The organism is Klebsiella sp. BIGb0407, from assembly GCF_024807845.1.
In the GTDB taxonomy this organism is placed as follows: Bacteria; Pseudomonadota; Gammaproteobacteria; order Enterobacterales; family Enterobacteriaceae; genus JGM124.
On record NZ_JANUEQ010000002.1, the window covers coordinates 245,354 to 271,688 of the forward strand.

At 46.8% G+C, this 26,335-nt stretch carries 25 protein-coding genes; 6 read left to right on the top strand and 19 right to left on the bottom strand.

The features are described from left to right. Positions 1-7 precede the first annotated feature (7 nt). From M2387_RS08300 to xerD, 7 genes are all read right to left on the bottom strand, one after another. A complete protein-coding gene (locus tag M2387_RS08300; protein ID WP_259048689.1) occupies positions 8-148 on the bottom strand; it encodes a hypothetical protein in 141 nt (46 codons plus the stop codon). A 146-nt stretch (positions 149-294) separates the two neighbouring features. Further along, complete coding sequence (gene actS, locus M2387_RS08305) at positions 295-1,011, bottom strand: amidase activator ActS (RefSeq protein ID WP_259048690.1); 717 nt, start codon at positions 1,009-1,011, stop codon at positions 295-297. 86 nt (positions 1,012-1,097) lie between these two features. Beyond that, a complete protein-coding gene (gene lysS, locus M2387_RS08310; protein WP_259048691.1) occupies positions 1,098-2,618 on the bottom strand; it encodes a lysine--tRNA ligase in 1,521 nt (506 codons plus the stop codon). A gap of 8 nt (positions 2,619-2,626) precedes the next feature. Continuing rightward, positions 2,627-3,725 (bottom strand): peptide chain release factor 2 gene (prfB, locus tag M2387_RS08315; RefSeq protein ID WP_259048692.1). Its coding sequence is split into 2 segments (ribosomal slippage): positions 2,627-3,649 and positions 3,651-3,725, totalling 1,098 coding nucleotides; the frame shifts between segments, so codons are not numbered across the junction. Between the two features lie 216 nt (positions 3,726-3,941). Further along, positions 3,942-5,675 carry a single-stranded-DNA-specific exonuclease RecJ gene (gene recJ / locus M2387_RS08320; protein ID WP_259048693.1) on the bottom strand — a complete coding sequence of 578 codons (1,734 nt, stop codon included), beginning with the start codon at positions 5,673-5,675 and terminating at the stop codon, positions 3,942-3,944. Between the two features lie 6 nt (positions 5,676-5,681). Further along, positions 5,682-6,398 carry a bifunctional protein-disulfide isomerase/oxidoreductase DsbC gene (gene dsbC, locus M2387_RS08325; protein ID WP_259048694.1) on the bottom strand — a complete coding sequence of 239 codons (717 nt, stop codon included), beginning with the start codon at positions 6,396-6,398 and terminating at the stop codon, positions 5,682-5,684. Between the two features lie 22 nt (positions 6,399-6,420). Then, the gene (xerD, locus tag M2387_RS08330; protein ID WP_259048695.1) at positions 6,421-7,317 is read right to left on the bottom strand and encodes a site-specific tyrosine recombinase XerD; all 897 of its coding nucleotides are present in this window, start codon (positions 7,315-7,317) and stop codon (positions 6,421-6,423) included. A 101-nt stretch (positions 7,318-7,418) separates the two neighbouring features. Here xerD and fldB point away from each other — a divergent pair, with 101 nt between their 5' ends. Continuing rightward, positions 7,419-7,940, top strand: a complete 522-nt coding sequence (fldB, locus tag M2387_RS08335; RefSeq protein WP_259048696.1) for a flavodoxin FldB — start codon at positions 7,419-7,421, stop codon at positions 7,938-7,940. A 5-nt stretch (positions 7,941-7,945) separates the two neighbouring features. On the opposite strand, the gene M2387_RS08340 is transcribed toward fldB, so the two are convergent. Both M2387_RS08340 and sdhE read right to left on the bottom strand, forming a co-directional pair. Next, positions 7,946-8,359, bottom strand: coding sequence for a protein YgfX (locus M2387_RS08340; protein ID WP_259048697.1), 414 nt, complete (start codon positions 8,357-8,359; stop codon positions 7,946-7,948). Next, positions 8,340-8,606 (bottom strand): FAD assembly factor SdhE, encoded by a 267-nt coding sequence (sdhE, locus tag M2387_RS08345; RefSeq protein ID WP_259048698.1) that lies wholly within the window; start codon positions 8,604-8,606, stop codon positions 8,340-8,342. Before sdhE ends, M2387_RS08340 begins: the two co-directional genes overlap by 20 nt. A gap of 253 nt (positions 8,607-8,859) precedes the next feature. Here sdhE and ygfZ point away from each other — a divergent pair, with 253 nt between their 5' ends. Continuing rightward, on the top strand, positions 8,860-9,846 hold the full coding sequence (ygfZ, locus tag M2387_RS08350) for a tRNA-modifying protein YgfZ (RefSeq protein ID WP_259048699.1): 987 nt from the start codon (positions 8,860-8,862) through the stop codon (positions 9,844-9,846). A 37-nt stretch (positions 9,847-9,883) separates the two neighbouring features. On the opposite strand, the gene trhA is transcribed toward ygfZ, so the two are convergent. Continuing rightward, the gene (trhA, locus tag M2387_RS08355) at positions 9,884-10,537 is read right to left on the bottom strand and encodes a PAQR family membrane homeostasis protein TrhA (RefSeq protein ID WP_259048700.1); all 654 of its coding nucleotides are present in this window, start codon (positions 10,535-10,537) and stop codon (positions 9,884-9,886) included. Positions 10,538-10,957: 420 nt separating this feature from the next. On the opposite strand from trhA, the gene M2387_RS08360 reads away from it, so the two are divergent. Continuing rightward, positions 10,958-11,686 carry a MurR/RpiR family transcriptional regulator gene (locus M2387_RS08360; protein WP_259048701.1) on the top strand — a complete coding sequence of 243 codons (729 nt, stop codon included), beginning with the start codon at positions 10,958-10,960 and terminating at the stop codon, positions 11,684-11,686. Positions 11,687-11,864: 178 nt separating this feature from the next. Next, on the top strand, positions 11,865-13,298 hold the full coding sequence (locus tag M2387_RS08365; protein ID WP_259048702.1) for a 6-phospho-beta-glucosidase: 1,434 nt from the start codon (positions 11,865-11,867) through the stop codon (positions 13,296-13,298). 106 nt (positions 13,299-13,404) lie between these two features. On the opposite strand, the gene M2387_RS08370 is transcribed toward M2387_RS08365, so the two are convergent. The 4 genes from M2387_RS08370 to M2387_RS08385 form a co-directional block, all read right to left on the bottom strand. After that, a complete protein-coding gene (locus M2387_RS08370; RefSeq protein ID WP_259048703.1) occupies positions 13,405-15,756 on the bottom strand; it encodes a M66 family metalloprotease in 2,352 nt (783 codons plus the stop codon). A gap of 352 nt (positions 15,757-16,108) precedes the next feature. Further along, entirely contained in the window at positions 16,109-17,575 is a 1,467-nt protein-coding gene (locus M2387_RS08375; RefSeq protein WP_259048704.1) for a sensor histidine kinase, read from the bottom strand. Between the two features lie 3 nt (positions 17,576-17,578). Beyond that, complete coding sequence (locus M2387_RS08380; protein ID WP_259048705.1) at positions 17,579-18,292, bottom strand: response regulator transcription factor; 714 nt, start codon at positions 18,290-18,292, stop codon at positions 17,579-17,581. A gap of 92 nt (positions 18,293-18,384) precedes the next feature. Next, positions 18,385-19,128, bottom strand: a complete 744-nt coding sequence (locus M2387_RS08385) for an SDR family oxidoreductase (protein WP_259048706.1) — start codon at positions 19,126-19,128, stop codon at positions 18,385-18,387. A 129-nt stretch (positions 19,129-19,257) separates the two neighbouring features. Between M2387_RS08385 and M2387_RS08390 the strand changes: the two genes are divergently transcribed. Further along, complete coding sequence (locus M2387_RS08390) at positions 19,258-19,596, top strand: cupin domain-containing protein (protein WP_259049024.1); 339 nt, start codon at positions 19,258-19,260, stop codon at positions 19,594-19,596. Between the two features lie 144 nt (positions 19,597-19,740). Continuing rightward, the gene (locus M2387_RS08395) at positions 19,741-20,787 is read left to right on the top strand and encodes a GGDEF domain-containing protein (RefSeq protein WP_259048707.1); all 1,047 of its coding nucleotides are present in this window, start codon (positions 19,741-19,743) and stop codon (positions 20,785-20,787) included. A 68-nt stretch (positions 20,788-20,855) separates the two neighbouring features. Here the strand turns inward: M2387_RS08395 and M2387_RS08400 are convergent, their stop codons facing one another. The 5 genes from M2387_RS08400 to gcvT all read right to left on the bottom strand — a co-directional run bounded on the left by M2387_RS08400 (position 20,856) and on the right by gcvT (position 26,140). Beyond that, positions 20,856-21,263, bottom strand: a complete 408-nt coding sequence (locus M2387_RS08400) for a type II toxin-antitoxin system HicB family antitoxin (RefSeq protein WP_259048708.1) — start codon at positions 21,261-21,263, stop codon at positions 20,856-20,858. A gap of 69 nt (positions 21,264-21,332) precedes the next feature. Further along, positions 21,333-21,560: a type II toxin-antitoxin system HicA family toxin gene (locus tag M2387_RS08405; protein ID WP_310572765.1), complete on the bottom strand. Its 228-nt coding sequence runs from the start codon at positions 21,558-21,560 to the stop codon at positions 21,333-21,335. A gap of 109 nt (positions 21,561-21,669) precedes the next feature. Next, positions 21,670-24,543: an aminomethyl-transferring glycine dehydrogenase gene (gcvP, locus tag M2387_RS08410; protein WP_259048709.1), complete on the bottom strand. Its 2,874-nt coding sequence runs from the start codon at positions 24,541-24,543 to the stop codon at positions 21,670-21,672. 83 nt (positions 24,544-24,626) lie between these two features. Next, positions 24,627-25,016, bottom strand: coding sequence for a glycine cleavage system protein GcvH (gene gcvH, locus M2387_RS08415; protein ID WP_259048710.1), 390 nt, complete (start codon positions 25,014-25,016; stop codon positions 24,627-24,629). Positions 25,017-25,042: 26 nt separating this feature from the next. Continuing rightward, complete coding sequence (gene gcvT / locus M2387_RS08420; RefSeq protein ID WP_259048711.1) at positions 25,043-26,140, bottom strand: glycine cleavage system aminomethyltransferase GcvT; 1,098 nt, start codon at positions 26,138-26,140, stop codon at positions 25,043-25,045. Between the last annotated feature and the right edge of the window lie 195 nt (positions 26,141-26,335).

Consider the following 26,335-nt stretch of genomic DNA (forward strand, 5'->3'; position numbering starts at 1 on the left):
AGTTTCCCTATGCCTGTGCAGATTCCTCTTTGGCTGGAGGAATCTCTGATACTTTGACGCGTATCGCGCGAGCCGTTGCGGCCATGCGGAGCATATCTGTATGACTCGTGTTGACACGTTTATTATTTTGCTTAACGGGCTGCGTCATACATCGCTCCTGTTTGTTGGTGAATAGCTTCATTGAAACTTTTTTATTCATGCGTTCAGGCTACGCAATCTACTGCACCCCGTCAATAATTGTTTTAAAAGTGAGCAGGATGACACCAGGATAATGCTGTTTTAAGATACTTTTATCTAACACGAATTTTTCAGATAACGCTGCGGGTCAATCGCTGTCGCCCGGTAACGTAACTGGAAGTGCAACAGAACAGAGCTGGCTCCGCTGCTACCCATGGTCGCTATTTTCTGCCCGGCTTTAATCTTTTGTCCGGTGCTGACCAGAATAGTATCGTTGTGGGCGTAAGCGGTTATATAGTCTTCATTGTGTTTAATCATCACCAGATTGCCATATCCGCGTAATTGATTACCGGCATAGACCACTGAACCTGCGCCTGAGGCGTAAACAGGCTGTCCGCGTGAACCCGCAATATCAATCCCTTTATTGCCGCCATCACTGTAAGAATAACCTTCGACCACCTTTCCTTTAGCCGGCCATAACCAGCAGCGGGAACCTACCGGAGGCAGGGTGACTTTAGGCAATGCCGCAGGGGCAGCCTGGCGAACTGGGGTGCTCTTTTTGGCGGTCGCGGTATTTTTGCTGTTACCACGGTTCGACGTCCCTTTGGTTTGCAGACGCTGACCAACCAAGAGTTTGTAGGGCGGCGGCAGGCTGTTCATTTTCGCCAGTTCGCCGACGCTGGTACCCGTCATACGCGATATTTTGGATAAGGTATCGCCACGCTTAACGGTATAGACAGAACCATTGAAGGTTCCTTCATTACTCGTCTTTTTGGAAGAACATGCCGTCAACAGAAGACTCATCAGTAAACAGACGATGATTTTCCAGCGCATAAGAGGGCTTTCCTTGAACAAAACAATTCTCGGGGTGTTGTGGTGCAGGACATTTCCCTCCCTGATAGCAGGGAGGGAAATTGAGCTTACTTAACCGGACGCAGAGCTGGGAATAAGATAACGTCGCGAATAGTATGGCTATTGGTAAATAACATCGTCATACGGTCAATACCGATGCCTAAACCGGCAGTCGGTGGCAGGCCATGTTCCAGGGCGGTCACATAGTCTTCATCGAAGAACATTGCTTCATCATCACCGGCATCTTTGGCGTTAACCTGGTCTGCAAAGCGCTGCGCCTGGTCTTCAGCATCGTTCAGCTCAGAGAAGCCGTTACCGATTTCACGACCACCGATAAAGAACTCAAAACGATCGGTAATTTCAGGGTTCACATCGTTGCGACGAGCCAGCGGTGAAACTTCTGCCGGGTATTCAGTGATAAAGGTTGGCTGGATCAGATGGCTCTCAGCCACTTCTTCGAAGATTTCAGTAACAACGCGTCCCAGACCCCAGCTCTTTTCAATCTTGATACCAATAGACTCTGCGATAGCAACCGCTTTATCCATATCGTCAAGGCTTGCGATATCGGTTTCAGGGCGATGTTTTTTAATCGCTTCACGCATGGTCAGTTTTTCAAACGGCTTACCGAAATCGAAGACCTCATCACCGTATTGCACTTCGGTGGTACCCAGCACTTTTTCTGCAATAGTGCGGAACAAGGATTCGGTCAGTTCGATCAGGTCACGATAATCCGCATACGCCATGTAGAGTTCCATCATGGTGAATTCTGGATTATGACGCGGAGAGATCCCTTCGTTACGGAAGTTACGGTTGATTTCGAATACTCGGTCAAAACCACCGACAACCAGACGCTTCAGATACAGTTCCGGCGCAATACGCAGGTACATATCGAGATCCAGCGCATTGTGATGAGTGATAAATGGACGCGCAGCTGCCCCACCCGGGATGGCTTGCATCATTGGGGTTTCAACTTCCATAAAATCACGGTCAACCATGAACTGGCGGATAGACGCCATGATCTTTGAACGAATTTTAAAGGTGTGGCGGGACTCATCGTTAGAGATAAGATCCAGATAACGCTGGCGATAGCGTGTTTCCTGGTCCGCAAGGCCGTGGAATTTATCCGGCAATGGACGCAGCGCTTTGGTCAGCAGGCGCAACTCACTACAGTGAATAGATAACTCACCGGTTTTAGTTTTAAACAGTTTGCCGCGCGCACCAAGAATGTCGCCCAGATCCCATTTTTTAAATTGTTCGTTGTAGATGCCTTCCGCTAAGTCATCACGAGAGACATACAGCTGGATACGGCCACCCACATCCTGCAAGGTCACAAATGACGCCTTACCCATAATACGGCGGGTCATCATACGCCCGGCTACCGCGACTTCGATATTCAGGTCTTCCAGTTCTTCGTTTTCTTTCGCATCGAAGTCAGCATGAAGCTGGTCTGAGATACTGTCGCGACGGAAATCATTTGGAAACGCAATACCGTTCTCACGTAGCGCGACCAGCTTTTCACGGCGAGTTTTCAGTTCATTATTTAATTCAACTGACGCATCTACATTATTATGTTCTTGTTGTTCAGACATGTTGGTTCCTATAGCCCAGCTTTCAAACTTGCTTCGATAAATTTGTCCAGATCGCCATCCAGTACCGCTTGCGTATTACGGGTTTCAACCCCGGTACGTAAGTCTTTGATACGAGAGTCATCTAATACATAAGAGCGAATCTGACTACCCCAGCCAATATCAGACTTGTTCTCTTCCATCGCCTGTTTCTCAGCATTTTTCTTCTGCATTTCCAGCTCATACAGCTTAGCTTTCATCTGCTTCATTGCCTGATCTTTATTCTTATGTTGCGAGCGATCGTTCTGGCACTGGGTCACGGTTCCGGTTGGAATATGGGTAATACGTACAGCCGATTCGGTACGGTTAACGTGCTGACCACCGGCACCTGACGCACGATAAACGTCAATACGCAGATCGGCAGGATTGATCTCGATATCAATGTCATCATCCACTTCCGGATAGACAAATGCCGAGCCGAATGAAGTATGACGCCTGCCGCCGGAATCAAACGGGCTCTTACGAACCAAACGATGTACGCCAGTTTCAGTACGCAGCCAGCCGAAAGCATAATCGCCCTGAATACGAATAGTGACCGACTTAATACCGGCGACATCCCCTTCAGACTCTTCAATAATTTCCGTTTTAAAACCGCGAGACTCAGCCCAGCGCAGGTACATACGTTCCAGCATGCTGGCCCAGTCCTGTGCTTCTGTCCCGCCAGAACCTGCCTGGATATCAATATAGCAATCAGCACTATCGTACTCGCCTGAGAACATGCGGCGGAACTCCAGCTGAGCCAGTTTTGCATCAAGCTGATCCAGCTCAACGACGGCTTCATTGAAGGTCTCTTCGTCGTCGGCTTCAATCGCGAGCTCCAACAAGCCGGAAACATCGTCCAGACCTTGTGTCATCTGATCCAAGGTCTCAACGATAGCCTCGAGTGCAGAACGTTCTTTACCCAGCGCTTGTGCACGTTCGGGTTCGTTCCAGACATCAGGCTGTTCGAGTTCAGCGTTTACTTCTTCCAGACGTTCTTTCTTGGCATCATAGTCAAAGATACCCCCTGAGAACGTTACTACGCTCAGTGAGATCCTGGATGCGGTTTTTTACCGGGTTAATTTCAAACATGCTTAAATTCTTATGTTGGTGTCAAAAGACAAAATGCGCTCATTACCCAAAATAATTCGAGTTGCTTGTAGGCGCTGAGTAAATTTTGGCGATGAGCATAGATGAACTATGTGATTCGGCAACATTTGCGAAAGCAACACCCAAGCAACTTGAAGTATGACGGGTATAAACCGGAAAGTTTACCGGAATTACCTCATATTTTGTAGTCTGTTGGTGTTAAATCGGCCAGATATTGTCAATCAATAACTGTACGGTTCGATTGCCCCTGAAGACATTCACGTCAAGCTTATAAACCAGTTCAACTTCACGCACACTATTATCAGGCCAGAACGTAGGGTCAATATTAAAAGCAATGCCATCAAGCAGTGGCCCGCCCCCTAAAGGTTCAACCATCAATTTAAGATGGCGTTCACCGACCAGCCGCTGTTGTAATATCTTGAATTTGCCATCAAATAATGGTTCCGGGAACATCTGTCCCCAAGGGCCGGCATCTCTGAGCATATCCGCGACATCCAGGGTCATCTCTTGCCCGCTTAAGGCACCATCAGACCAGATCTCACCTTCCAGCATTGAAGCATCCATGAGCTCATTGACCAAAGCTGCAAAACGGGTTCGGAACTCGTCAAAGCGCGACTCATCCAGTGATAACCCTGCAGCCATCGCATGACCACCAAATTTCAGCATTAGCCCCGGATAAAGTGTATCCAGCCGCTCCAGCACATCACGCAGATGAAGCCCCTGAACAGAACGACCTGAACCTTTCAGCGTACCGTCACCAGCGGGAGCAAAAGCAATTACCGGGCGATGGAAACGTTCTTTAATTCTCGAGGCCAGAATACCGACCACTCCCTGATGCCACTGCGGATGATAGATGGCCAGTCCGTAAGGTAACTCACTCTGACTACGCAACAACTCGTCACACAGCGTCATCGCCTCGACCTGCATTCCCTGCTCAATCTCTTTACGCGTTTGGTTAAGCGCATCCAGTTCATTTGCCAGCACTCGCGCTTGAGCGATATTTTCACTCAATAGCAGAGCAACTCCGACTGACATATCATCCAGTCTGCCCGCTGCATTTAAACGGGGACCAAGCGCGAAACCCAGATCGCTGGCAGCAATTTTATGCGGCTCGCGGTTTGAGACTTCCAGTAAAGCACGAATACCTGGACGACATTTTCCTGCCCGAATTCGGCTGAGCCCCTGCCAGGTCAGAATACGATTATTAGCATCCAGAGGCACCACATCGGCAACCGTGCCCAGAGCAACTAAATCGAGTAATTCTGCAAGGTTAGGAACAGGTAATCCGCGTTGTTCAAACCATCCTTCGTCACGCAAATGACTGCGTAATGCCAGCATCAGATAGAAAGCAACACCCACACCAGCAAGTGATTTTGAAGGGAAGCAGCAGTCAGCCAGATTGGGATTAATAATCGCCTCTGCTGCAGGTAACACATCACCAGGCAAATGGTGGTCAGTAATCAGAACCGGAATACCAAGTTCATGAGCACGCTCTACGCCGCTATGAGAAGAAATGCCGTTATCCACGGTCATGATTATCTGGGCACCTTTGCTCTGTGCCTGATTGACCACTTCCGGACTCAAACCATAGCCATCGTCAAAGCGATTCGGTACCAGATAATCGAGATTTAAACATCCCATACCCCGTAGTGCCAGAATACTTAAAGCCGTGCTGGTCGCGCCATCCGCATCAAAATCGCCTACCACAATAATGCGATGATTTTCACGAAATGCGCGATACAGCAGAGCAACAGCAGGTTGTATCCCATGCAAGTTCTGCCAGGACAGCATGCCTTTGACGCCACGCTCCAGGTCTTGCTCAGTACGAATACCGCGACTGGCATACAGGCGTTTTAACAAAGGAGACAGCGTCTCCGGAAGCACCGCCGTGCTATCGACTTCACGGCGGCGAAGCAGTGTTCGTTGTTTCACCTGCGATTAACCGCCCGCTTTCGTCATTTTTTGGTGGCTATCCAGCATCTCTTTCATGTCTTTCGGTCCCTGATAACCCGGAATAATAGTGCCGTCTTCAAGGATGACTGCTGGAGTACCTTTCACGCCGAATTGCAGGCCAAGATTGTACTGGTCTGCAATATTGATATCACAGGTAGCTGGCGCAACTTTGCCACCGGTCATTGCGCTATCAAACTCTTTAGCAGGGTCTTTAGCACACCAGATAGCCTGCATATCACCCGCAGCTTTACTTTTCATTCCCTGGCGAGGAAATGCCAGATAGCGAACGGTAATACCGAGATCGTTATAATCCTTCATCTCTTCGTGCAGCTTATGGCAGTAGCCACAAGTGATATCAGTGAAGACGGTAATGACATGTTGCTCTTTCGGTGCTTTATAGATGATCATGTCTTTTTCTAGCGAGTTCAGTTTTCCCATCAACAACTGATTAGTCACGTTGACTGGCTGCTCTTTGCTGATGTCATAAAGTGTTCCCTGTAACACGTACTTGCCGTCTTCGCTCACATAAAGCACACCGCTGTCTGTCAGCACGGTTTTTAAGCCGGCAATCGGCGCATCCTGAACATCAGCATCGGCAATGCCCAGTTTTTCCAGTGACTGTTTAATTACCGCGCTATCTGCGTGCGCGGTGCCTGACATGGCTGTCACTAACAGGGACAGCAGTAGAAATGTTTTTTTCATGATAATTCCTTTTCTTAGACACTCACGCCCGAGGGTGGTGCTGTTGATGTAGCCGACGTAAACGCTCCGTGGCGACATGAGTATAAATCTGTGTAGTCGATAAATCGCTATGGCCGAGCAGCATTTGTACCACTCGCAGATCCGCGCCGTGGTTGAGTAAGTGCGTGGCAAAAGCATGACGCAAAACATGCGGAGACAGCTTTTCACTATCTATATCAGCCAGGACTGCATAGTGCTTGATACGATGCCAGAAAGTCTGCCGGGTCATCTGTTGGGCTCGGTTACTGGGAAATAAGATATCTAATGACTGCCCGTTAAGCAGTTCAGGACGACCATATTTCAGGAAGTATTCTACCCAATAGACTGCTTCTTCACCAAGCGGAACCAGCCGCTCTTTGTTTCCCTTACCCAGAACCCTGACCACCCCCTGGCGCAGGCTAACATCGCTCATAGTTAATCCTGTCAGCTCCGAAACGCGCAAACCTGTAGCATAGAGTACCTCAATCATCGCTTTATCGCGCAGTTCAATCGCGTTATCGGTACTGGGAGCTTGTAACAAACGTTCTACCTGGGCTTCACTCAAGTCTTTCGGAAGACGTAAGGGAAGCTTGGGTGATGACAGTAATGCGCTGGGATCATCAGGCCGTTTTTTTTCCCGATACAGATACTGAAATAAGCGCCGAATAGTACTGAGTAATCGAGCCGAACTGGTCGCTTTAAATCCGCCTTCCAGCTTCTCTGCAAGCAAAGCCTGCAAGTCTGACGCCTGAACCGTTATCAGACTGAGCTGCTGATATTCAAGCCACTGCATCAGCCCGGTTAAATCACGCCGGTAAGCCTCAAGCGTGTTATCAGCAAGGTTTCGCTCAAGCCAAAGCGCATCCAGAAATTGTTCTATTTGGGCCTGGTCTTGTTCCACATCCAGCTCCTCAGTTATCAAATTGTGTCCATTATAACTAGTGCTGAAAAGGATCTGGTATAATTGGCAGATCTGCACGTGACAATTGAGCTTTTATTACTATGAACATTGGTCTTTTTTACGGATCCAGTACCTGCTACACCGAGATGGCCGCTGAAAAAATCCGTGACATTATTGGATCGGAAATCATTACCCTCCATAACCTGAAAGACGACTCTCCTGCTCTGATGGAGCAATATGACGCACTGATCCTCGGCATACCGACCTGGGATTTTGGTGAATTACAGGAAGACTGGGAAGCGGTCTGGGAGCAACTCGATAATCTCCATCTGACAGGTAAACCTGTCGCCTTATTTGGTATGGGTGACCAGCTAGGCTATGGCGAATGGTTTTTAGATGCCTTAGGCATGTTACACGATAAACTAGCGCCAGCCGGTGTCCACTTCATTGGTTACTGGCCTACCGAAGGCTATGAATTTACCAGTAAAATACCCGTAACAGCTGATGGCACACTGTTTGTCGGACTGGCGTTAGATGAAACCAACCAATACGACTTAAGCGATGAACGCCTTGAAAACTGGTGTGAGCAAATCCTTGGCGAAATGGCTGACCATTTCAGTTAATGGAATTAATGACTCTTTGCCTGCTGTTGCAACAGCAGCCGGCGAAGATCACGCCACTCTTCACTGTCGATACTGTCCGCGGCTAACCACAGATGTAAACAACCACGCTTACCCGGACGCGTTAGTTTTAACATAATGCCGCTATCAATAATCCAGGGTTTTCTTGCCATTTGCCATTCATAGCCTTTCCAGCAAACACGACCGTCTTCGAGAAGCTTGAAGGTTCCCTGACAAGCATGTATACGGCGCTGGCTACGCACACAACTGAAAACTACAATTAACAGGAGCAGCATCCAGACTAGAGTATAGTTTATCGGCCATGGCATCAGTAAAACCAATAATGCCAGTAAGCCATGGACGAGCAACGAGAGCCATTGTGCTCGCCAGGAAACGCTTAGGTCAGATTGCCACAGGGCCACGTTCTTTATTCCGTGTTTGAATCAACGCCACCATGCGCTGCAGTTCAGCGTCATTCGGCTTTCCATGATTCATTAACCAGTTAAATAGATCCGGATCATCACATTCCAGAAGGCGCACAAATACCTGTTTATCCAGGTCGCTTAACGTTTCATACTCATGTTCAAAAAAAGGCATAATCGAAATATCGAGTTCGCGCATTCCCCGCCGACATGCCCAATGAATGCGGGATTTATTAAAGATATCCATGTTTTCTACCCTATTTAACTCTCTAATAAGAGACAATCTCTGGTATCAGTGTAACGTGTTTTCATCCAGCTGATGATGAGAATCTTGGCTAATCTGCACATTATCGATATTGGTCTGCTAGCCGTCAGCATGTTACTTTGCCTGTACGGGACATCACGCAAAAGCACAAATCGCACTATTAAACTGCTTGCATTGTCCAGGCGCTATTTTACCATTAGTTAAATAACCTGTTGAACAATTTGGGATCCCTTCTATGTCTCTTATATCGTTTTCTGCACATACTCCTTTGGCTTCCCATGCTCTGCCGCTGACACTCATGACATTAAATGACTGGGCGCTGTCCAGCGTCGTAGGTTTGGATGCAGAAAAATACCTGCAAGGTCAGGTCACTGCTGATGTCTCTCAGCTAACCGACTCACAACATGTTCTGTGCGCGCACTGCGATGCAAAAGGCAAAATGTGGAGCAATCTACGGTTATTTCATCGCAATGACGGCTTTGCATTTATTCTTCGTCGCAGTTTACGTGATACCCAACTGACTGAGCTGAAAAAATATGCAGTATTCTCAAAAGTTGCTATCACTCCTGATGATGAAAGCATTCTGCTTGGTCTCGCAGGTCAGCAAGCACGGGCAGCGCTCGAACCTCTGTTCGAGCAATTACCTGACGAGCACAATCCGGTCGTAACTACCGGTAACACCTCTATTTTATGGCTTAACACCCCGGCGGAACGGTTCTTAATCGTCACCGATACCACCACGGCTCAAAACCTGACTGAAAAACTCAGTCAACAGGCGCAGCTAAATGATAGTCAGCAATGGCTGGCATTAGATATTGAAGCAGGCCTGCCAATAATTGACAGCGCTAATAGCGCCCAGTTCCTTCCTCAAGCGACGAATATTCAGGCACTGAACGGAATTAGCTTTAAAAAAGGCTGTTATACCGGACAAGAAATGGTCGCTCGCGCGAAATTCCGTGGCGCAAATAAGCGTGCGCTATGGTCATTAGCGGGAACCGCGGCTCGAGTACCTGTTGCGGGTGAAGACCTGGAGCTACAACTGGGTGAAAACTGGCGTCGTACCGGAACAGTACTGGCCGCTATTGGGCTGGCGGATGGACAAGTCTGGGTTCAGGCCGTGATGAATAACGATTTGGCCGCAGATACCGTTTTACGAGTACGTGACGATACGACGGGTACACTGGCGATAATGCCACTGCCTTACAGTCTGGTCGAGGCGTAAACGTCTGAACTTCGCCCCATCGTCGGGGCGAAGTCGGTTAAAGAATATAAAGATAGATTGCAAAGAAGTGGCAGACACTGCCTCCAAGCACAAAACCATGCCAGATGGCGTGATTATAAGGAATGCGTTTACAGACATAAAAAATTACGCCCAGCGAGTAAACAATTCCCCCCACGGCCAGTAAAGTGACACTACCAGGTGCCAGCTTCATCACCATCTGATAAATCACAACTAAAGATAACCAGCCCATCAGCAGATAGGTAACCAGAGATAACATCTTAAAGCGATGTGCTATCGTCAATTTGAACAAAATACCTGCTAACGCCAGCCCCCAAATGACCACCATCAAACCTCGGGCCAAGGGAGAATCAAGCCCTACCAACAAAAATGGCGTATAGGTTCCGGCAATCAACAGGTAGATAGCGCAGTGGTCAAAGAGTTTGAGCCAGCGCTTAGCGCGCGCATGGGGAATAGCATGGTAGAGCGTGGATGCCAGAAACAGTAAGATCATGCTTCCGCCATACAGGCTATAACTGGTAATAGCGGTTATGCTGGCATTGGTTTCTATCGCCTGAACCAGTAACAGCACTAGCCCAACGATGCCAAATACCAGTCCAATACCATGACTGATACTGTTGGCGATCTCCTCTGCCAGTGAATATCCTTGGGCGACAAGCGGTTTGCGGGCCATCAGGTTCCTCCTGTAAAGAAATCTACCCTTCATAGATCAAGTGACTTGGGTTGTAGAGTGATACAACGTCTCTATCCTAACTGAGAATGATTTCAGTGAACACGTGTAAGCTAAAATTATTTTTTGCCCTGTATACCCAAAATAATTCGAGTTGCTTGTTGGCACCAAGTTCAGGACGTCGATGAACACAGAGACACTATGTGATTCAGCGGCCTTAACGCCAGCAACACCCAAGCAACTTGAAGTATGAAGGGTATAACGACACAATAATTGCCAGATTACTCTAAGAGTGTGGCAATATGTTGATAGTCAGTTATCTCCCTCATATTTCGAATTATTCAGGGTAGATATATGGTGTCAAAAAGACTGGCCAGGTTGGTCAGTCGGTGACTCGTAAGATTTTAGCAGCAGGAAAAAAGCATGTTTACGCACACGGCAATTGCCAGTTTGAATGGCCTGGAAATGATGGTTTATCACTATATTATTAAAAATAAAGATAAAGTGATGTATATGACTATCCGTGAACTCGCTGATGCCGCCGAGGTCTCTACCACCACAGTATTACGCTTCTGTCGTAAGTTTAATTGCTCTGGTTATTCTGAATTTCGAGTACGATTCAAATTACACTTAGAACAAAATGATGTTCAGCCGACTAATTTTGGTAATAGTGAAATTATTAGCTTTTTTAAAAGCACCAATAATAGTGAGTTTGAACATTTGATTGATAATGCCGTTGATATTATCTGTGCTTCTGAACGTATTATTTTCGTAGGCGCGGGAACATCTGGTTCATTAGCAAAATATGGCGCTCGTTTCTTTTCTAATGTCGGAAAATTCAGTAATCATATTGATGATCCTTATTTCCCCGTTACTCGCGACATGGCAAAAAATGCTCTGGCCATTGTTCTTTCAGTATCCGGAGAAACTGAGGAAATCTTGCGTTTTGCCAGCCAGTTCAGCCTGCATCAATGCAAAGTGATGTCGATAACCAGTCACGAAAACTCATCCCTGGCAAAGCTTGCTGACTTTAATCTGTCATGGCATATCCCTCCTATACGCATTGGCGATATTTACGATATCACTACCCAAATTCCGGTTATTTATATTTTGGAAACGCTTGGAAGACGCCTGGCGAAAAAAATAGCATAAAAAAACATATTGTTTTTTTAATGTGACAAATCACAACTCACCTATTTTGTTATATCGTGACAAACGCTCTTCATTTGTTAGACTCCCAGCCAGATTCTATTAACTCTGCGTCATGATGAGCCATATATAGCCCAAGTATGACTCATTATTTCAGATGCTTCTGTGAGGTCTTAATATTATGAAAGAGCTTAAGTTACCAAAAGATTTTTTGTGGGGCGGCGCAGTCGCTGCTCACCAGGTTGAAGGCGGCTGGGATAAGGGTGGCAAAGGCCCAAGTATTTGTGATGTTCTGACCGGTGGCGCTCACGGTGTACCTCGTGTTATCACTAACCAGGTTGAGCCTGGTAAGTATTACCCGAATCATGAAGCCGTTGATTTTTATGGTCATTACAAAGAAGACATCAAACTGTTCGCCGAGATGGGCTTCAAATGCTTCCGGACGAGTATTGCCTGGACCCGTATTTTCCCGAAAGGTGATGAGCTACAGCCGAATGAAGAAGGCCTGAAATTTTATGATGATATGTTTGATGAACTGCTCAAATATAACATTGAGCCCGTCATTACTCTGTCACACTTCGAGATGCCACATTACTTAGTGACTGAATACGGTGGCTGGACTAACCGTAAAGTGGTTGATTTCTTTGTTCGCTTCGCCGAAGTGGTGTTTGAGCGCTACAAAAGCAAAGTGAAATACTGGATGACCTTTAACGAGATCAACAACCAGCGTAACTGGCGTGCACCGTTATTTGGTTACTGTTGCTCAGGCGTGGTCTATACCGAACACGAAAATCCTGAAGAAGTGATGTATCAGGTACTGCACCACCAGTTTGTTGCTAGTGCAATGGCTGTGAAAATTGGTCATAAAATTAATCCTGATATGCAAATCGGCTGTATGCTGGCAATGGTTCCACTTTATGCCTTCTCCTGTAAGCCTGAAGATCAGATGTATGCCCAGGAGTCGATGCGTGAGCGTTATGTTTTCACCGACGTTCAGATGCGTGGTTATTACCCGGCTTATGTGTTGAATGAATGGGAACGCCGTGAATTCAACATCAAAATGGAAGCGGGTGATGAGCAAATCCTGCGTGAAGGTATCTGCGACTATTTAGGCCTGAGCTACTATATGACCAACGCCGTACAAGCGGAAGGTGGTGTCGGTGATGCGCTGAGTGGTTTCCAGGGAAGTGTGCCGAACCCTCATGTAAAAGCGTCTGACTGGGGATGGCAGATAGATCCAATCGGTCTGCGTTATGGCCTGTGCGAACTGTATGAGCGTTATCAAAAACCGCTGTTTATCGTTGAAAATGGTTTCGGTGCTTATGATAAAGTCGAAGCTGACGGTTCTATCAACGATGATTACCGTATCGCTTACCTGCGCTCCCACATTGAACAGATGAAACTGGCCGTCACTTATGATGGCGTTGAACTGATGGGCTATACGCCTTGGGGCTGTATCGACTGCGTCTCTTTCACTACCGGCGAATATAGTAAACGCTACGGCTTTATTTATGTGAACAAGCATGATGACGGCACCGGCGACATGTCCCGCTCACGTAAGAAAAGTTTTAACTGGTATAAAGAAGTAATTAGCAGTAACGGCGAAACGCTTTAATACTTACGGTAATAAAACTCATGTTTTAGGCCCGGGTAAGTAAATAAATAATCGAGAGAGAGTCTTAACCTTCTCTCTCTTGATATTTCAACCTTTAATCATTTCATTATAAAGGTGCGCCGTTAACAGTATATGATAAATTATCACTGCCCAATGTTATTACTCTCTTAAATATAACCCTGTCATTAATATAAAGCCTGGCCTCATCAGGAATTAAATCCCGCTCAATATTAACATGAAACTTATTCATTCTATCTGATATAAACCTGGAAGTAGCAAGAGGATAGTAAAAATTCTGACCTGAAGAGCACTTTACCTCCAGATAGCATTGAGAACGCTCTGGATAATGATAAACATTACCATATGAACCATTTAATGCCGGATAAATATAACTCGTCAATTTTTCTTCCGGATCATAATATCCAACTACCGTGATAACTTTAACGCCTTGTTTATAAGGTGCCATGCTGGTGATTTCATAATCAGTGACTTCCCAGACACTTCCATTAGAAATATAACTCCGTATTGTTCCTTTATGTAGCTCATCTATTTCACCATTAACCTCAACATTAACATAAAATGATGAATTAATTTCAAACTTGACGATCGTACCATTATTACTCTGATCAGCATCAGGTAAATAAACGTATCTGGCATGAGCCCCGTCCCCTGTTATAATAAGAACATTAGTTTTATTTTTTAGATATCCATTAAGTTCATCGGCTGTTATATTCACGCCATTGCGTACAGTTAGCTGTGTAAAAACAATCTCCGTATTGACTAGCCTATAGGGTTCAATTTTTTTCGTTTGCATATTCCAGATACTAAAGCCAGTAGGAGATGCCGGGTTAAACATAGCTTTTGATTCGAAGAATTTTTGTATGTCGGACAAAACATAAGGTGTATGTAGTGTAAATGCATTCACTTCAGGATAGAGAGGCCCGCCGCCAGCCATGGCATCTTTACCTAATGAGTGACCTTCAAAAGGAGCAGCAAACTGTGTTTCACCCGTTGTTTCTCCCAGATAAGTAGGTTTATTGGTGATAATCGGTTCGAAATTAGGAATAAAGAAATGATTATCTTTATCCCAACCCCATGTTGAGTTTCTGACACTGGGAATTTGAGCAACAGATCCATAAAAACCGCCAGGATAGTGGCCTAACCCATAATTATGACCAAGTTCATGACTAAATTCATTACCAATGGTATTCCCCAGCGTCGCCAGCCCTGCGCCACCTGATTGCCCATGAGTCTGGACACCATTAATATATTTACCAACAGAGATATGAACGCATATTTGTCCTACAGCCATTGTTCTATTGGCATCCTGCAATTTTGAAGAGGTATAACCATAGTTAGCATAATTGATACCCTGGCTAATTAAATCCTTGGCAATAAACTCTCGCAGACTTCCTACATGCCCACCCCCCTCATCACGGGCAGAATCGATAATAAATTCACCATCAGGTAACATAATTTCTTCAAGGTAGATAGGGTCATAGGTTGATACAATCAATTGGCTAATCGGGATTTGTTGAAAATATTGCCGATGGTATTCAGGATTAGATTGAAACTCAAAATTTTTAAGGTAGGGTACCAGCATGCCAATAGATATAGTGTGCAATAGTAATTTGTTAGGTGAGCCTACATCAACATCATCAATGATTCCTTTTTTATCATGTGTGAAGAATTCAAACTTAATACCTGGTTTTACTGCTGCTGCAAGAACTAAAGTATGCCAGCAGTTTTTCATATATCTGATAGAAGAATACTGCATCTCTTTTTCAGTAAACCAGTCTCCATTATGGTTTACAAAAAAATAGCTATCCCCTCTGGACATTGTTATCGTCCCAATCCCCGGACGAATAACTTCAAAAGTATAGCCTGAGTCACAAACAAACAACATCACCCTTCCGGATAGATTTCGATTCTTTCTTAGAGTAAATGTTCTTGCGTAGTTACCATCTGAGGTTCTAATTTTTATTCTGGGGTTATCTGATATAACCTGCTCAAAATAATCAATATCATTTGATATTTTTTGAATCATATCATTTTGATCAATTGTAATATCAAAATTTCCTGGATTTAAAAAATCCGGATTACCGATTAAACTCAGTTGCTGGCATAAAGGAATTCTGGATTCGTCATTAACCAGTGTTCTAGTAAGTACTATTCGATCATTTTCATCTCTGACATTAAGATAAATAATATCCAAACCATCTATATCAGGACTAAATAAAATCATTAAATCTCTATTCTCTATAATTCTAGGTTGAATATCATCAGAAATATGTTTATGCGATGGAATAATACTATTTTGAACATAATAAACTGCCCCTTTGAGGGCCCCCTTGGTATCACTCGCAAAGTTATTTTTATTGAAGTAAAGAAGACCTCCTGTCCGGGTGTCATTAAAATTAACTTCACCTGATATATTCGATTCATTTATAACATGCATAGTAATCACCTCTAAATAGTCAAGAGTAACTAAGACCGTTATTTTAAATACACAATGAAGTTATATGTTATTTATTTTTGACTGAGGCAATGCACTCTAATTAAATAGAGCATTCAAGAAATACTCACTCAGCAATAAAAAATAGTAATAAAACACAGAATTATCTCTGACTCTCAGGGATATATAAAAATACAATTTAATAAAACTATCAGAATGTATTTATCGTATAACAGATGTATGAAATATATTTAGTCTTGTACCCGTCAGCTATATCACTCATCAAATCAAATCACAAGTTGATTTGATGAGTACAGTTTAGCAATAAATCATTTATGAGATGAAAATCACATTTTTATATCAACAAACCAAAGCGAAAGCTGGCACCACGCCCCGGAATATCCACCAGCTTAATCTCACTGCCGTGCAGTTGTAGCATCTGGCGAACAATCATCAGCCCCAGCCCCCCTTCATTGCGTCGGGATGCATTAAGGATTGAAGGTCGGATAAACAGTCCCTCTCGTAATGTTTGAGGTATTCCTGGTCCGCTATCACTTACTTCCACCATCAGCGTTTCAGACTCTCGCCACAGACGAACAGAAATAATGCCGTGGTCCGGCGTATGGCGAATCGCATTGCCCAGCAAATTAGTCAGTACGCGTTCAATCATACTGACATCGGCTGAGACAAAGGGCAGTCCGGGTTGAATATCAGCCCGTAACTGGAGCTGATGAGTCGATGCTGTGAGTTCAAATTTCTGGTACACATCCTGAAGTAGCTCGCTGACTGAAAAGGGCTCTTTTTGCGGCTTTACGACACCGTACTCCAGTCGTGCCAGCTCAAACAGTGATTGTGCTAGCGCACCGACTTTTTGACTCTGTGCCAGGGCGATTTCCAGATAACGTTTTTTCTCGGCGTCACTCAGTGAAGCAGACATCACGGATAAACTCTCCAGATAACCATGGAGCGAAGTTAACGGGGTACGTAAATCATGAGAAATATTGGCCACAAACTCACGCCGCAACTGATCCTGCTCAGTCAGACTATGCCACTGTTCAGAAATACGTCTCGCCATCAGAATAACCCCCTGGCGTAGCTGGATGAGTTCATCGGCATCATTCTCCGGCCCCAGCGGCAGAGCAGCCAGAGCCTGCATTTCGTCCATTCCTCCTGTTTCCAGCGCTTTCACCTGTTGAGAAAGCTGTCTCAGGGGACGAGTAACCCAGCGGAATGCCAGCCAGCCCATCACCAGACCAGACAGGCAAATGACGGCTATCAACAGCAAGCTGATTTTTAGAATAGCATTGAACTGTGCGTCACTGGCTAAATGGTTATAGGCCTCACCGAGGAGAATAACGTATAAGTACCCTTCAATTTTTCCGTCTCGTAGCATCGGCGCAACGCTAAAAACCTTTTCACCGCTCAGGCTACGAGGATCGTCTCCATACAGCGGTAATTTTCCGCCATCAAGGGCCTGATAAATCGGATCAAGGCTTATCTGCTGGCGCTTTATATGCCCCTCTGGCGCACCGTCGCCGATAATTCGCCCTTGCTTATCCAGCAAGTACACTTCCACGCTGGGATTCACCGCCATCAGATTATCGAACAGCTCACGCACTGATTCTTTATTCAGCCCATCCTGCTCCAGCAGCGGGTAGGTCTGATTGATATGCTGTGCCAGACCACTTGATAACTGCTGAATCACTGACTGGCTATACTGAGTGCTGGTTTTCACCTGTAACCAGCCGAGTAACACGCAGGCAGTTAACAGTAGCGTGGCAAAAGTCAGTGTCAGACGACGGGAAAGAGTCAGATAGCGCATAGATTACTCACGAGGCTCAGGGGAAAATTTATAACCTTTACCCCATACGGTTCGAATAAAATCCGGCTCCGCAGGGTTATGTTCAATCTTTATCCGCAGACGATTAATATGGGTATTGACGGTATGTTCATAGCCTTCATGCTGGTATCCCCAGACTTTATTGAGTAATTCCAGCCGGGAAAAAACCGCTTCAGGATGTCTGGCAAAAAAATAGAGCAAGTCAAATTCACGCGGAGTCAGATCGATTACCTCTCGTGCAAGTTGTACCGTTCTCGCCAGCGGATCTATCGACAAGCGCCCGAAGTTAAGCATGCCTGCTTCTAGACGTAAGTCCTGACTCATCGCCGTCTGGCGACGAAAAAGCGCTTTCACTCTTGCCACCAGCTCCAGCATCGAAAATGGTTTGGCAAGGTAATCATCCGCTCCCAGCTCCAGCCCCAGTACACGATGTGTTTCGCTGGAACGGGCACTAATAATAATAATCGGCGTATAGCGCGTCAGCGTTCTGGCAAAACGGCAGATTTCCAGGCCATCGACTCCGGGTAGCATCAAGTCGAGGATCAGGGCATCAAAGCCTCCTTGCTTCACATACTCAAGCCCCTGGTTGCCGTCAGCACAATGCGTGATTTCGAAGCCTTCCTCACGCAAATGGAGCTGTAATAACTCAGCAATATTTTCGTCGTCCTCAACGATTAATATTCTTTTTGATTCGCTCATGCCTGCACCTCTGGCTGTAATCAATAAAGTCTACACAACTTGTCGCAGGAAAGTTTTCACATTTAGTTTAACTTTACCTGAGCCGAAGATGACTACTTACCCCCGGCAGCCTCGATAAAGGTTCCGGTAATATAGGAAGCCTTATCACTTAACAGCCAGGCGATGGCTTCAGCCACCTCTTCGGGCTCACCGCCACGCCGCATTGGGAGCAGTGTTTTCACGCGATCAACCCGCCCGGCTTCGCCCCCAGAGGCATGCATCTCGGTATAAATAAAGCCAGGTCGAACCGCATTTACCCGAATACCCTGGGCTGCAACTTCCACAGATAATCCGGTAGTAAGAGTGTCAATGGCTCCTTTTGACGCGGCGTAATCGACATATTCACCCGGAGAGCCTAAACGCGCAGCGGCCGACGAGATATTCACAATCGCCCCGCCCTTTCCGCCATGGCGATAAGCCATACGTTTTACCGCTTCCCGACAGCAGAGAAAATAGCCCGTGACGTTGGTAGCAAAGACTTTATTGATACGTTCAGCCGTGAGATTTTCAATCGAGGACTGTTGAAACAAAATCCCGGCGTTATTCACCAGCGCGGTGATTGGGCCAAAATGCCGGTCAATTTCAGCAAACATCGCCACTACCTGTTGTTCATCGGCAATATCAGCCTGAATAATTAACGCGGTTCCGCCAGCCTGCGTTATCTGAGAGGCAGTTTGCTCTGCTGCTGATTTATCCTGGCGATAATTAATCACCACTTTATAACCAAGCTGTGCAAGCAACACGGAGGTTGCCTTGCCTATTCCCCGGCTGCCTCCTGTAATTAAAGCAATACTCATTATCTCTCCTTTGAACATAGAAAAAGTACGGGTGTGTTTATCAGTATATTCACGATAAGTGTCGCCTTGTAAAGCATCGCTTTCTTGCGTTATAACAAGAGAAAATAACTGAAAAAACAGGGGGAAATGATGGTATCAAAAGACAACGCCGAGCATTATAACTGGGGAGATAACTGCGATGGCTGGTATCTGGTTAAGCGTCAGGACATGAGCATTATTCATGAAAGAATGCCCTCAGGAACGGCAGAAAAAAGACACTACCACCATCAGTCCCGGCAATTTTTCTTTGTGCTGACAGGGACACTGACTATGGAACTCAACGGGGTAATTCACACCCTGTCCGCACAAACCGGTCTTGAGATCCCACCCGGTGAACCGCACCAGGCGAGTAATAGATCTGATAGCGATGTTGAGTTTATGGTGATATCACATCCTACTACTCGGGGGGATCGTATCGATCTGTCTTAATGGTATGGCTCCCCAAAATGCCGATTTAATTGTATCTTCAGATTATAAGATCGACATTCAGTCATATATTTAGTCTATAAGACAGAAAACAAGCGGCATTTATATAATGGAAAGTCCGACTTCACACCAGGCAGAGATTGATCGATGAATGTTCTATCGGAAAGTGATAACGCACACTTGCTTCGCGAAACTATCGGGCAGTTTTGGCAGCATATCATCCCCATTGTCTGGCTCAGTTTATGTATTCATATCGTCTTTTTCCTCCTGTTTTTAGTGCTGCAAATACCCTCGCTGATTGTCAGTAATATATTCAGTGTGATGGTTTATGCTTTCTGTCTGAAAGCTATTCGCATAGGTCGCTACAACATCGCTGGCATACTGATTAGTATTGAAATTATTCTTCATGCCTTGTTAACCACCTGGACGCTGGGTTGGAATAGTAATTTCTATTTTTATCTTTATTGCTTAATACCTATTATCGCATTTAGCTTTCAAAAGGCCGCAGTTCCTCGATTTATTCTCAATTTTGCCATCATTATCGTGTCAGTCGGTGGGTTCGCGTTACGGGGAGAAATGGGAACAGGTACAGGCGTTGAACCACAATTAATTGAGGTGCTGGGCATTATTAATGTGCTGGCTGCGCTGGGTATACTTTTACATTGCACCGCATTATCCGTCGGTTTCACGCACTCACTCCAGTCACAACTGTTTCACACCGCCCATCACGACAGCCTGACTAATCTCTATACCCGCCGTCGGGTCATGCAAGAAGTGAAGCAATTGCCTGAATCGGGTTCATCAGCAATCATTTTGCTGGATATCGATCACTTCAAACGAATTAATGACAGACTGGGTCATAAATTTGGCGACGTGATCCTTAAACGCGTGGCTATCGCTATAAACAGTAATGTACGGATCACCGATGTAGCTTCGCGTTGGGGTGGAGAAGAGTTTCTGGTACTGATGCCCCATACATCCGTACATGATGCGCAATATGTCGCTGACAGGATCCTGGTACATATCAGAGATTGGGTCGGGCAAACAGGCAATGAACCACTGACCGTTACGGCAACCTTGTCCGTTAGCGAAATTCGCCCGGGAGAAAACTTTGAAAATGCCTTCAATCGTACTGATAATGCGTTATATGCAGGTAAACAACAGGGGCGTAACCAGGTTGTCCTGGCAACCTGAATGTTTACCTGTCAGCGTAAACCCGTAACGCTCAATCTAGTGCCAGATAGTTTTGTAACTCATAGATATCAGGCATTTTTTTTCAGCTCACGACGCGCTATTTCTGCAATAAACCCGCTGCGTGAACCAAAATGCTGATGTAACTCGACGTAGCTATCTATCTTGTTTAGCAGATTCTGCGGCAACGTAATATTCAGTTTTACGGCCCTGCCATCGTACTTAGACAAGTCAACGTCAACAAATGCCCAATAGCCGCCCTGGCAGTTTTCATTATCGAAATGAGCCTCTACTGGCATGGCTACGGGTAATATTTTTCCTTTCTCTGCCTGAAATTCCAAATGGGCATCAATGGCGTAAAACGCATCAGCGATAGCGTCATCAATATTATCGCCAGCAAAAAAACAGCCTTCAATATCAGGCACAAAACCAGAGAAACTACCGCTTTCTGCCCTATGGAGATAAACCGGAAATTTCATATCGTCACCTTTATTATCATTATTCTAACCCGTCACTTAAAAAGGCCGCGCCACAGACGCGCCCTCAGATTACATACTTTTTAGGATCTCCTGTAGCGTCCCTTTAGCTAAGTCCTTCCTCGGATGGGGAAGCGTAATATGATGGTCAACACCTTCTTTCACAAAAATGTGGTGACTCCCTCTAATACGTTCCAGAACCCAACCGTTTTTCTTCAAATACTTCATGAGTTCTGCACTGCTCAATAAAACCTCCTGTTTTATTAATGCACACCAATAGTACCCACCAATAACCACCATGGCAAGCGGATTGTGGGTATTGGTGGGTATGATTAAATAGCGCAATCTGAGATGATTTCCCTGAACGTAAAAAAGGACACCGAGGTGCCCTTTTTAACCTTAAGCCGTTTTACTGGTAGTCGCTTATCGGTACGCAGGAACAGAACAGGTTACGGTCGCCATAAACATCATCCAGCCGCTTCACAGTCGGCCAGTATTTATTGGCATAGCCTGCCGGGAATACTGCAAGTTCGCGACTATAAGGATGTACCCAGTCAGCCACTATTTCATCCTGAGTGTGTGGGGCATTGACCAGGGGATTATCAGCCAGCGGCCACTCACCGCTTATCACCCGCTCTGCCTCACCACGGATAGCGAGCATCGCATCAATAAACCTGTCTAATTCGACTTTGCTTTCCGACTCAGTTGGCTCAACCATTAGGGTACCCGCAACCGGGAATGACATCGTTGGGGCGTGGAAACCAAAATCAATCAGGCGTTTAGCAATATCCATCTCGCTGATGCCGCTGGTTTCTTTGAGTGGACGAATGTCGAGAATACACTCATGCGCTACCCGGTCATCAGCCCCGGTATACAGCACCGGGAAGGCCGATTTCAGGCGGGTGGCAATATAGTTAGCATTCAGTATTGCGACCTGGCTTGCCTTTTTCAGGCCTTCAGCCCCCATCATCCGGATATACATCCAGCTAATAGGCAGAATCGATGCGCTGCCAAACGGAGCGGCAGAAACCGCCCCCTGATGGGTAAGCATACCTTCAATTTGCACCACGCTATGACCGGGTACAAAAGGTGCCAGGTGCGCTTTCACGCCAATAGGCCCCATGCCCGGACCACCGCCGCCATGAGGAATACAGAAGGTTTTATGCAGATTAAGGTGAGAAACATCCGCGCCAATATAACCCGGAGAGGTTATACCCACTTGGGCATTCATATTGGCACCGTCCAGATAAACCTGGCCCCCGAACTGGTGTACTATCTGGCACACTTCCCGGATAGTCTCTTCATAGACACCATGCGTTGAAGGGTAAGTCACCATAATGCAGGACAGGGCTTCACCCGCCTGCTCGGCTTTCAGACGTAAATCATGCAGGTCAATATTTCCGCATGAGTCACAGGCAACAACAATCACTTCCATGCCCGCCATCTGGGCCGATGCAGGATTAGTGCCATGAGCAGAACTCGGGATCAGACAAATATGGCGACCCGCTTCATTGCGACTTTCATGATAGCGGCGAATCGCCAGCAGACCGGCATATTCCCCTTGTGCACCTGAGTTAGGCTGCATACACAAAGCATCGTACCCTGTCAGTTTGACCAGCCAGTCAGAAAGCTGAGAGATCATCTGATGGTAACCTTCTGCCTGATTAGCCGGGCAGAAGGGATGCAGCTCAGCAAATTCAGGCCAAGTGATAGGGATCATTTCAGCAGCGGCATTGAGCTTCATGGTGCACGATCCCAGCGGTATCATCGCCTGATTCAGCGCTAGATCTTTGCGCTCAAGGCTGTGCATATAGCGCATCATTTCCGTTTCGCTGTGGTAGCGATTAAACACCGGATGAGTCAGGATAGCATCACGACGGAGTATTGCTGGCGGAATAGAGTGCTCTGCGGCGCTCACCTGCTGATCCAGTGCATCGATATCCAGTTGATGATCTTCCCCTAACAGGACATCAAACAGGGTCAGGATATCTTCCCGGGTGGTGGTTTCATCAAGCGTAATCCCTACCGCATTGAGAATATCGCTGCGCAGGTTAATTTCGTGCTCTTCGGCACGAGCCAGCACCGCCGCCTTATCCACCACCTCAAGACAGAGAGTATCAAACCAGTGAGCGTGACGTAGCGACTGGCCTTTATGCTGTAAGCCCGCCGCCAGAATATCCGTCAGGCGATGGATGCGGGTGGCGATACGTTTCAGGCCGACAGGCCCATGATAAACCGCATACAGACTGGCAATATTGGCCAGTAATACCTGGGAAGTACAAATATTGGAATTCGCTTTCTCGCGGCGAATATGCTGCTCGCGGGTTTGCATCGCCATGCGTAGTGCGGTACGACCGGAGGCATCACGTGAGACACCAATAATACGCCCTGGCATGGATCGTTTAAACTGATCGCGGGACGCAAAGAAGGCAGCATGAGGACCACCGTATCCCATCGGGACACCAAAACGCTGGGCAGAACCAAAGACAATATCTGCCCCTTGTTTCCCCGGCGAATCAAGCATCACCAGCGTCATGAAGTCTGCTGCCATCGCAACTATCACGTTGCGCTGTGCCAGTTGCTCAATTAGCGCCTGATAATCATGCAGCGCGCCGGTCGTGCCGACTTGCTGTAACAGAACGCCGAAGATATCCTGGTGATCCAGCACCTTTTCGGCATCATCAACGATGATATCAAAGCCAAAAGTGTCCGCGCGAGTACGCACAACATCAAGCGTTTGCGGGTGAACATCAGCGGCAACAAAAAAACGATTCGCACCTTTCAGTTTACTGATGCGTTTGGCCATCGCCATCGCTTCTGCGGCGGCGGTCGCTTCGTCCAGCAACGAGGCAGAGGCGATGTCCATCCCGGTTAAATCGAGGGTCAGTTGCTGGAAGTTTAGCAAGGCTTCGAGCCGCCCCTGGGAGACTTCAGGCTGATAAGGGGTATAAGCGGTATACCAGCCGGGGTTTTCCAGCATATTGCGCAGAATAACCGGCGGCGTATGAACCGGGGTATAGCCCATGCCAATATAGCTTTTAAAACGTTTATTACGCCCGGCTATCACTTTTAGCTCAGCCAGCGCGGCAAATTCAGTTGCTGCCTCACCCACCTCTGGTGGGCTGGCTAGCTGGATATCCTCAGGGACGAGAGATGAGATTAAAGCGTCAAGGGAGGATGCACCAACAACCGCCAGCATTTCCTGCTGTTGCTGTTGATCGGGGCCGATATGGCGGTCAATAAAGGCTTCTTTATTTTCAAGCTGATGTAAGGACTCGGTCATGAGAGCACTTCCTGAATCGGACAGTTCTTTGCCAGGCGATAACGTCCGGACGGTTCAATCTTGCGTTATCGCCAGGCTCACAGTTACTCGTCTTCCAGCAACGCCTCGTAGGCTGCGGCATCCAGTAATGCTTCCAGTTCACTCGCATCGCTGGCTTTAATTCTAAAAATCCAGCCACTGCCATAGGGTTCGCTGTTAACCTGTTCCGGGGAGTCTCCCAGTTCTGCGTTAACTTCAACGATTTCACCGCTAATCGGGGCATAGATATCAGAGGCCGCTTTTACCGACTCGGCCACTGAACAGTCGTCCCCCTGACTCACCTGGCTTCCCACTTCGGGCAAGTCAATAAAGACCATATCGCCAAGTAATTCCTGAGCATGTTCAGTAATACCGACAGTGAAGGTGCCATCAGCTTCCTCACGTAGCCATTCATGCTCTTTGGTATATTTTAATTCGTTCGGCACATTGCTCATTGTTTTCTCCCGACAACTTATTCCAATTAATTAAATAGCGCTTTGCCCGCACGGACAAACACCGGCCTGGTGACTCTGACGGTCATCTCACGCTTACGTATTTCAACAATTGCGCTGTCGCCAATATCTTCCGGGACACGCGCCAGAGCAATACTGTAGCCAAGCGTGGGTGAAAAAGTTCCGCTGGTAATCTTACCTTCGTGAATGTTGCCAGCGGCATCGGTGAAGCGCACCGGCTGGCCTGCACGTAAGACGCCTTTATCTTCCAGTACCAGGCCCACGAGTTTTTCACCACCCGCAGCCCGTTTAGCCTCTAATGCTTCACGACCAATAAAATCACGGCTTTCGGGTTCCCAGGCGATGGTCCAGCCCATATTCGCAGCCAGAGGGGATGTTTCTTCATCCATCTCCTGGCTGTATAAATTCAGCCCGGCTTCAAGGCGCAGGGTATCACGCGCCCCTAATCCACAAGGTTTTACTCCCGCCGCCAGCAGTTGCTGCCAGAAATCGACCGCCTGTTCATTGGGAAGGGCAATTTCATAGCCGTCTTCGCCGGTATAGCCGGTGGTGGCAATAAACAGCTCACCTGCCTGAACACCAAAAAAGGGTTTCATACCGGCAATAGCCTGACGCTGTTCATCGTTCAGCAATGTCGCGACCTTCGCTTTGGCATGAGGCCCCTGGACCGCAATCAGAGAGAGGTCATCCCGTACGTTAACCGATACCGCAAAAGGCTCTGCCTGCTGAGTTATCCAGTCCAGATCTTTATGACGCGTTGCAGAGTTAACCACCAGACGATAATAGTCCGTATCCAGGAAGTAGATAATCAGATCGTCAATCACGCCACCAGAGGCATTAAGCATCGCGGTATAGAGAGCCTTGCCCGGTAGCGTCAGCTTCGCCACATCATTGGCGACCAGATAACGTAAGAACTCCTGAGTACGACTGCCGTGGAGATCAACGATAGTCATATGAGAGACATCAAACATGCCGGCGTCAGTTCGTACCGCGTGATGCTCATCAATCTGCGAGCCATAGTGTAATGGCATCATCCAGCCGTGAAAGTCGACCATACGAGCACCGCACTGTTGGTGCTGTTCAAATAAGGGGGTTTGTTGAGTCATGTTTTCCTCTTTTAACCCATCGATGCGACTCGTAGCCCGACCTGAATCAGTCAGAGCGACGAACAAGATTCTTTGCTGAAGTTATCACCGAATCACTCACTAAACTATAAACCAAAATCCTTGCTGGATTAGCTTATCGATATATCGGAAAAAACGATGCCTGCGGCCTGCCGGGATAAAAATGAGACAAACACC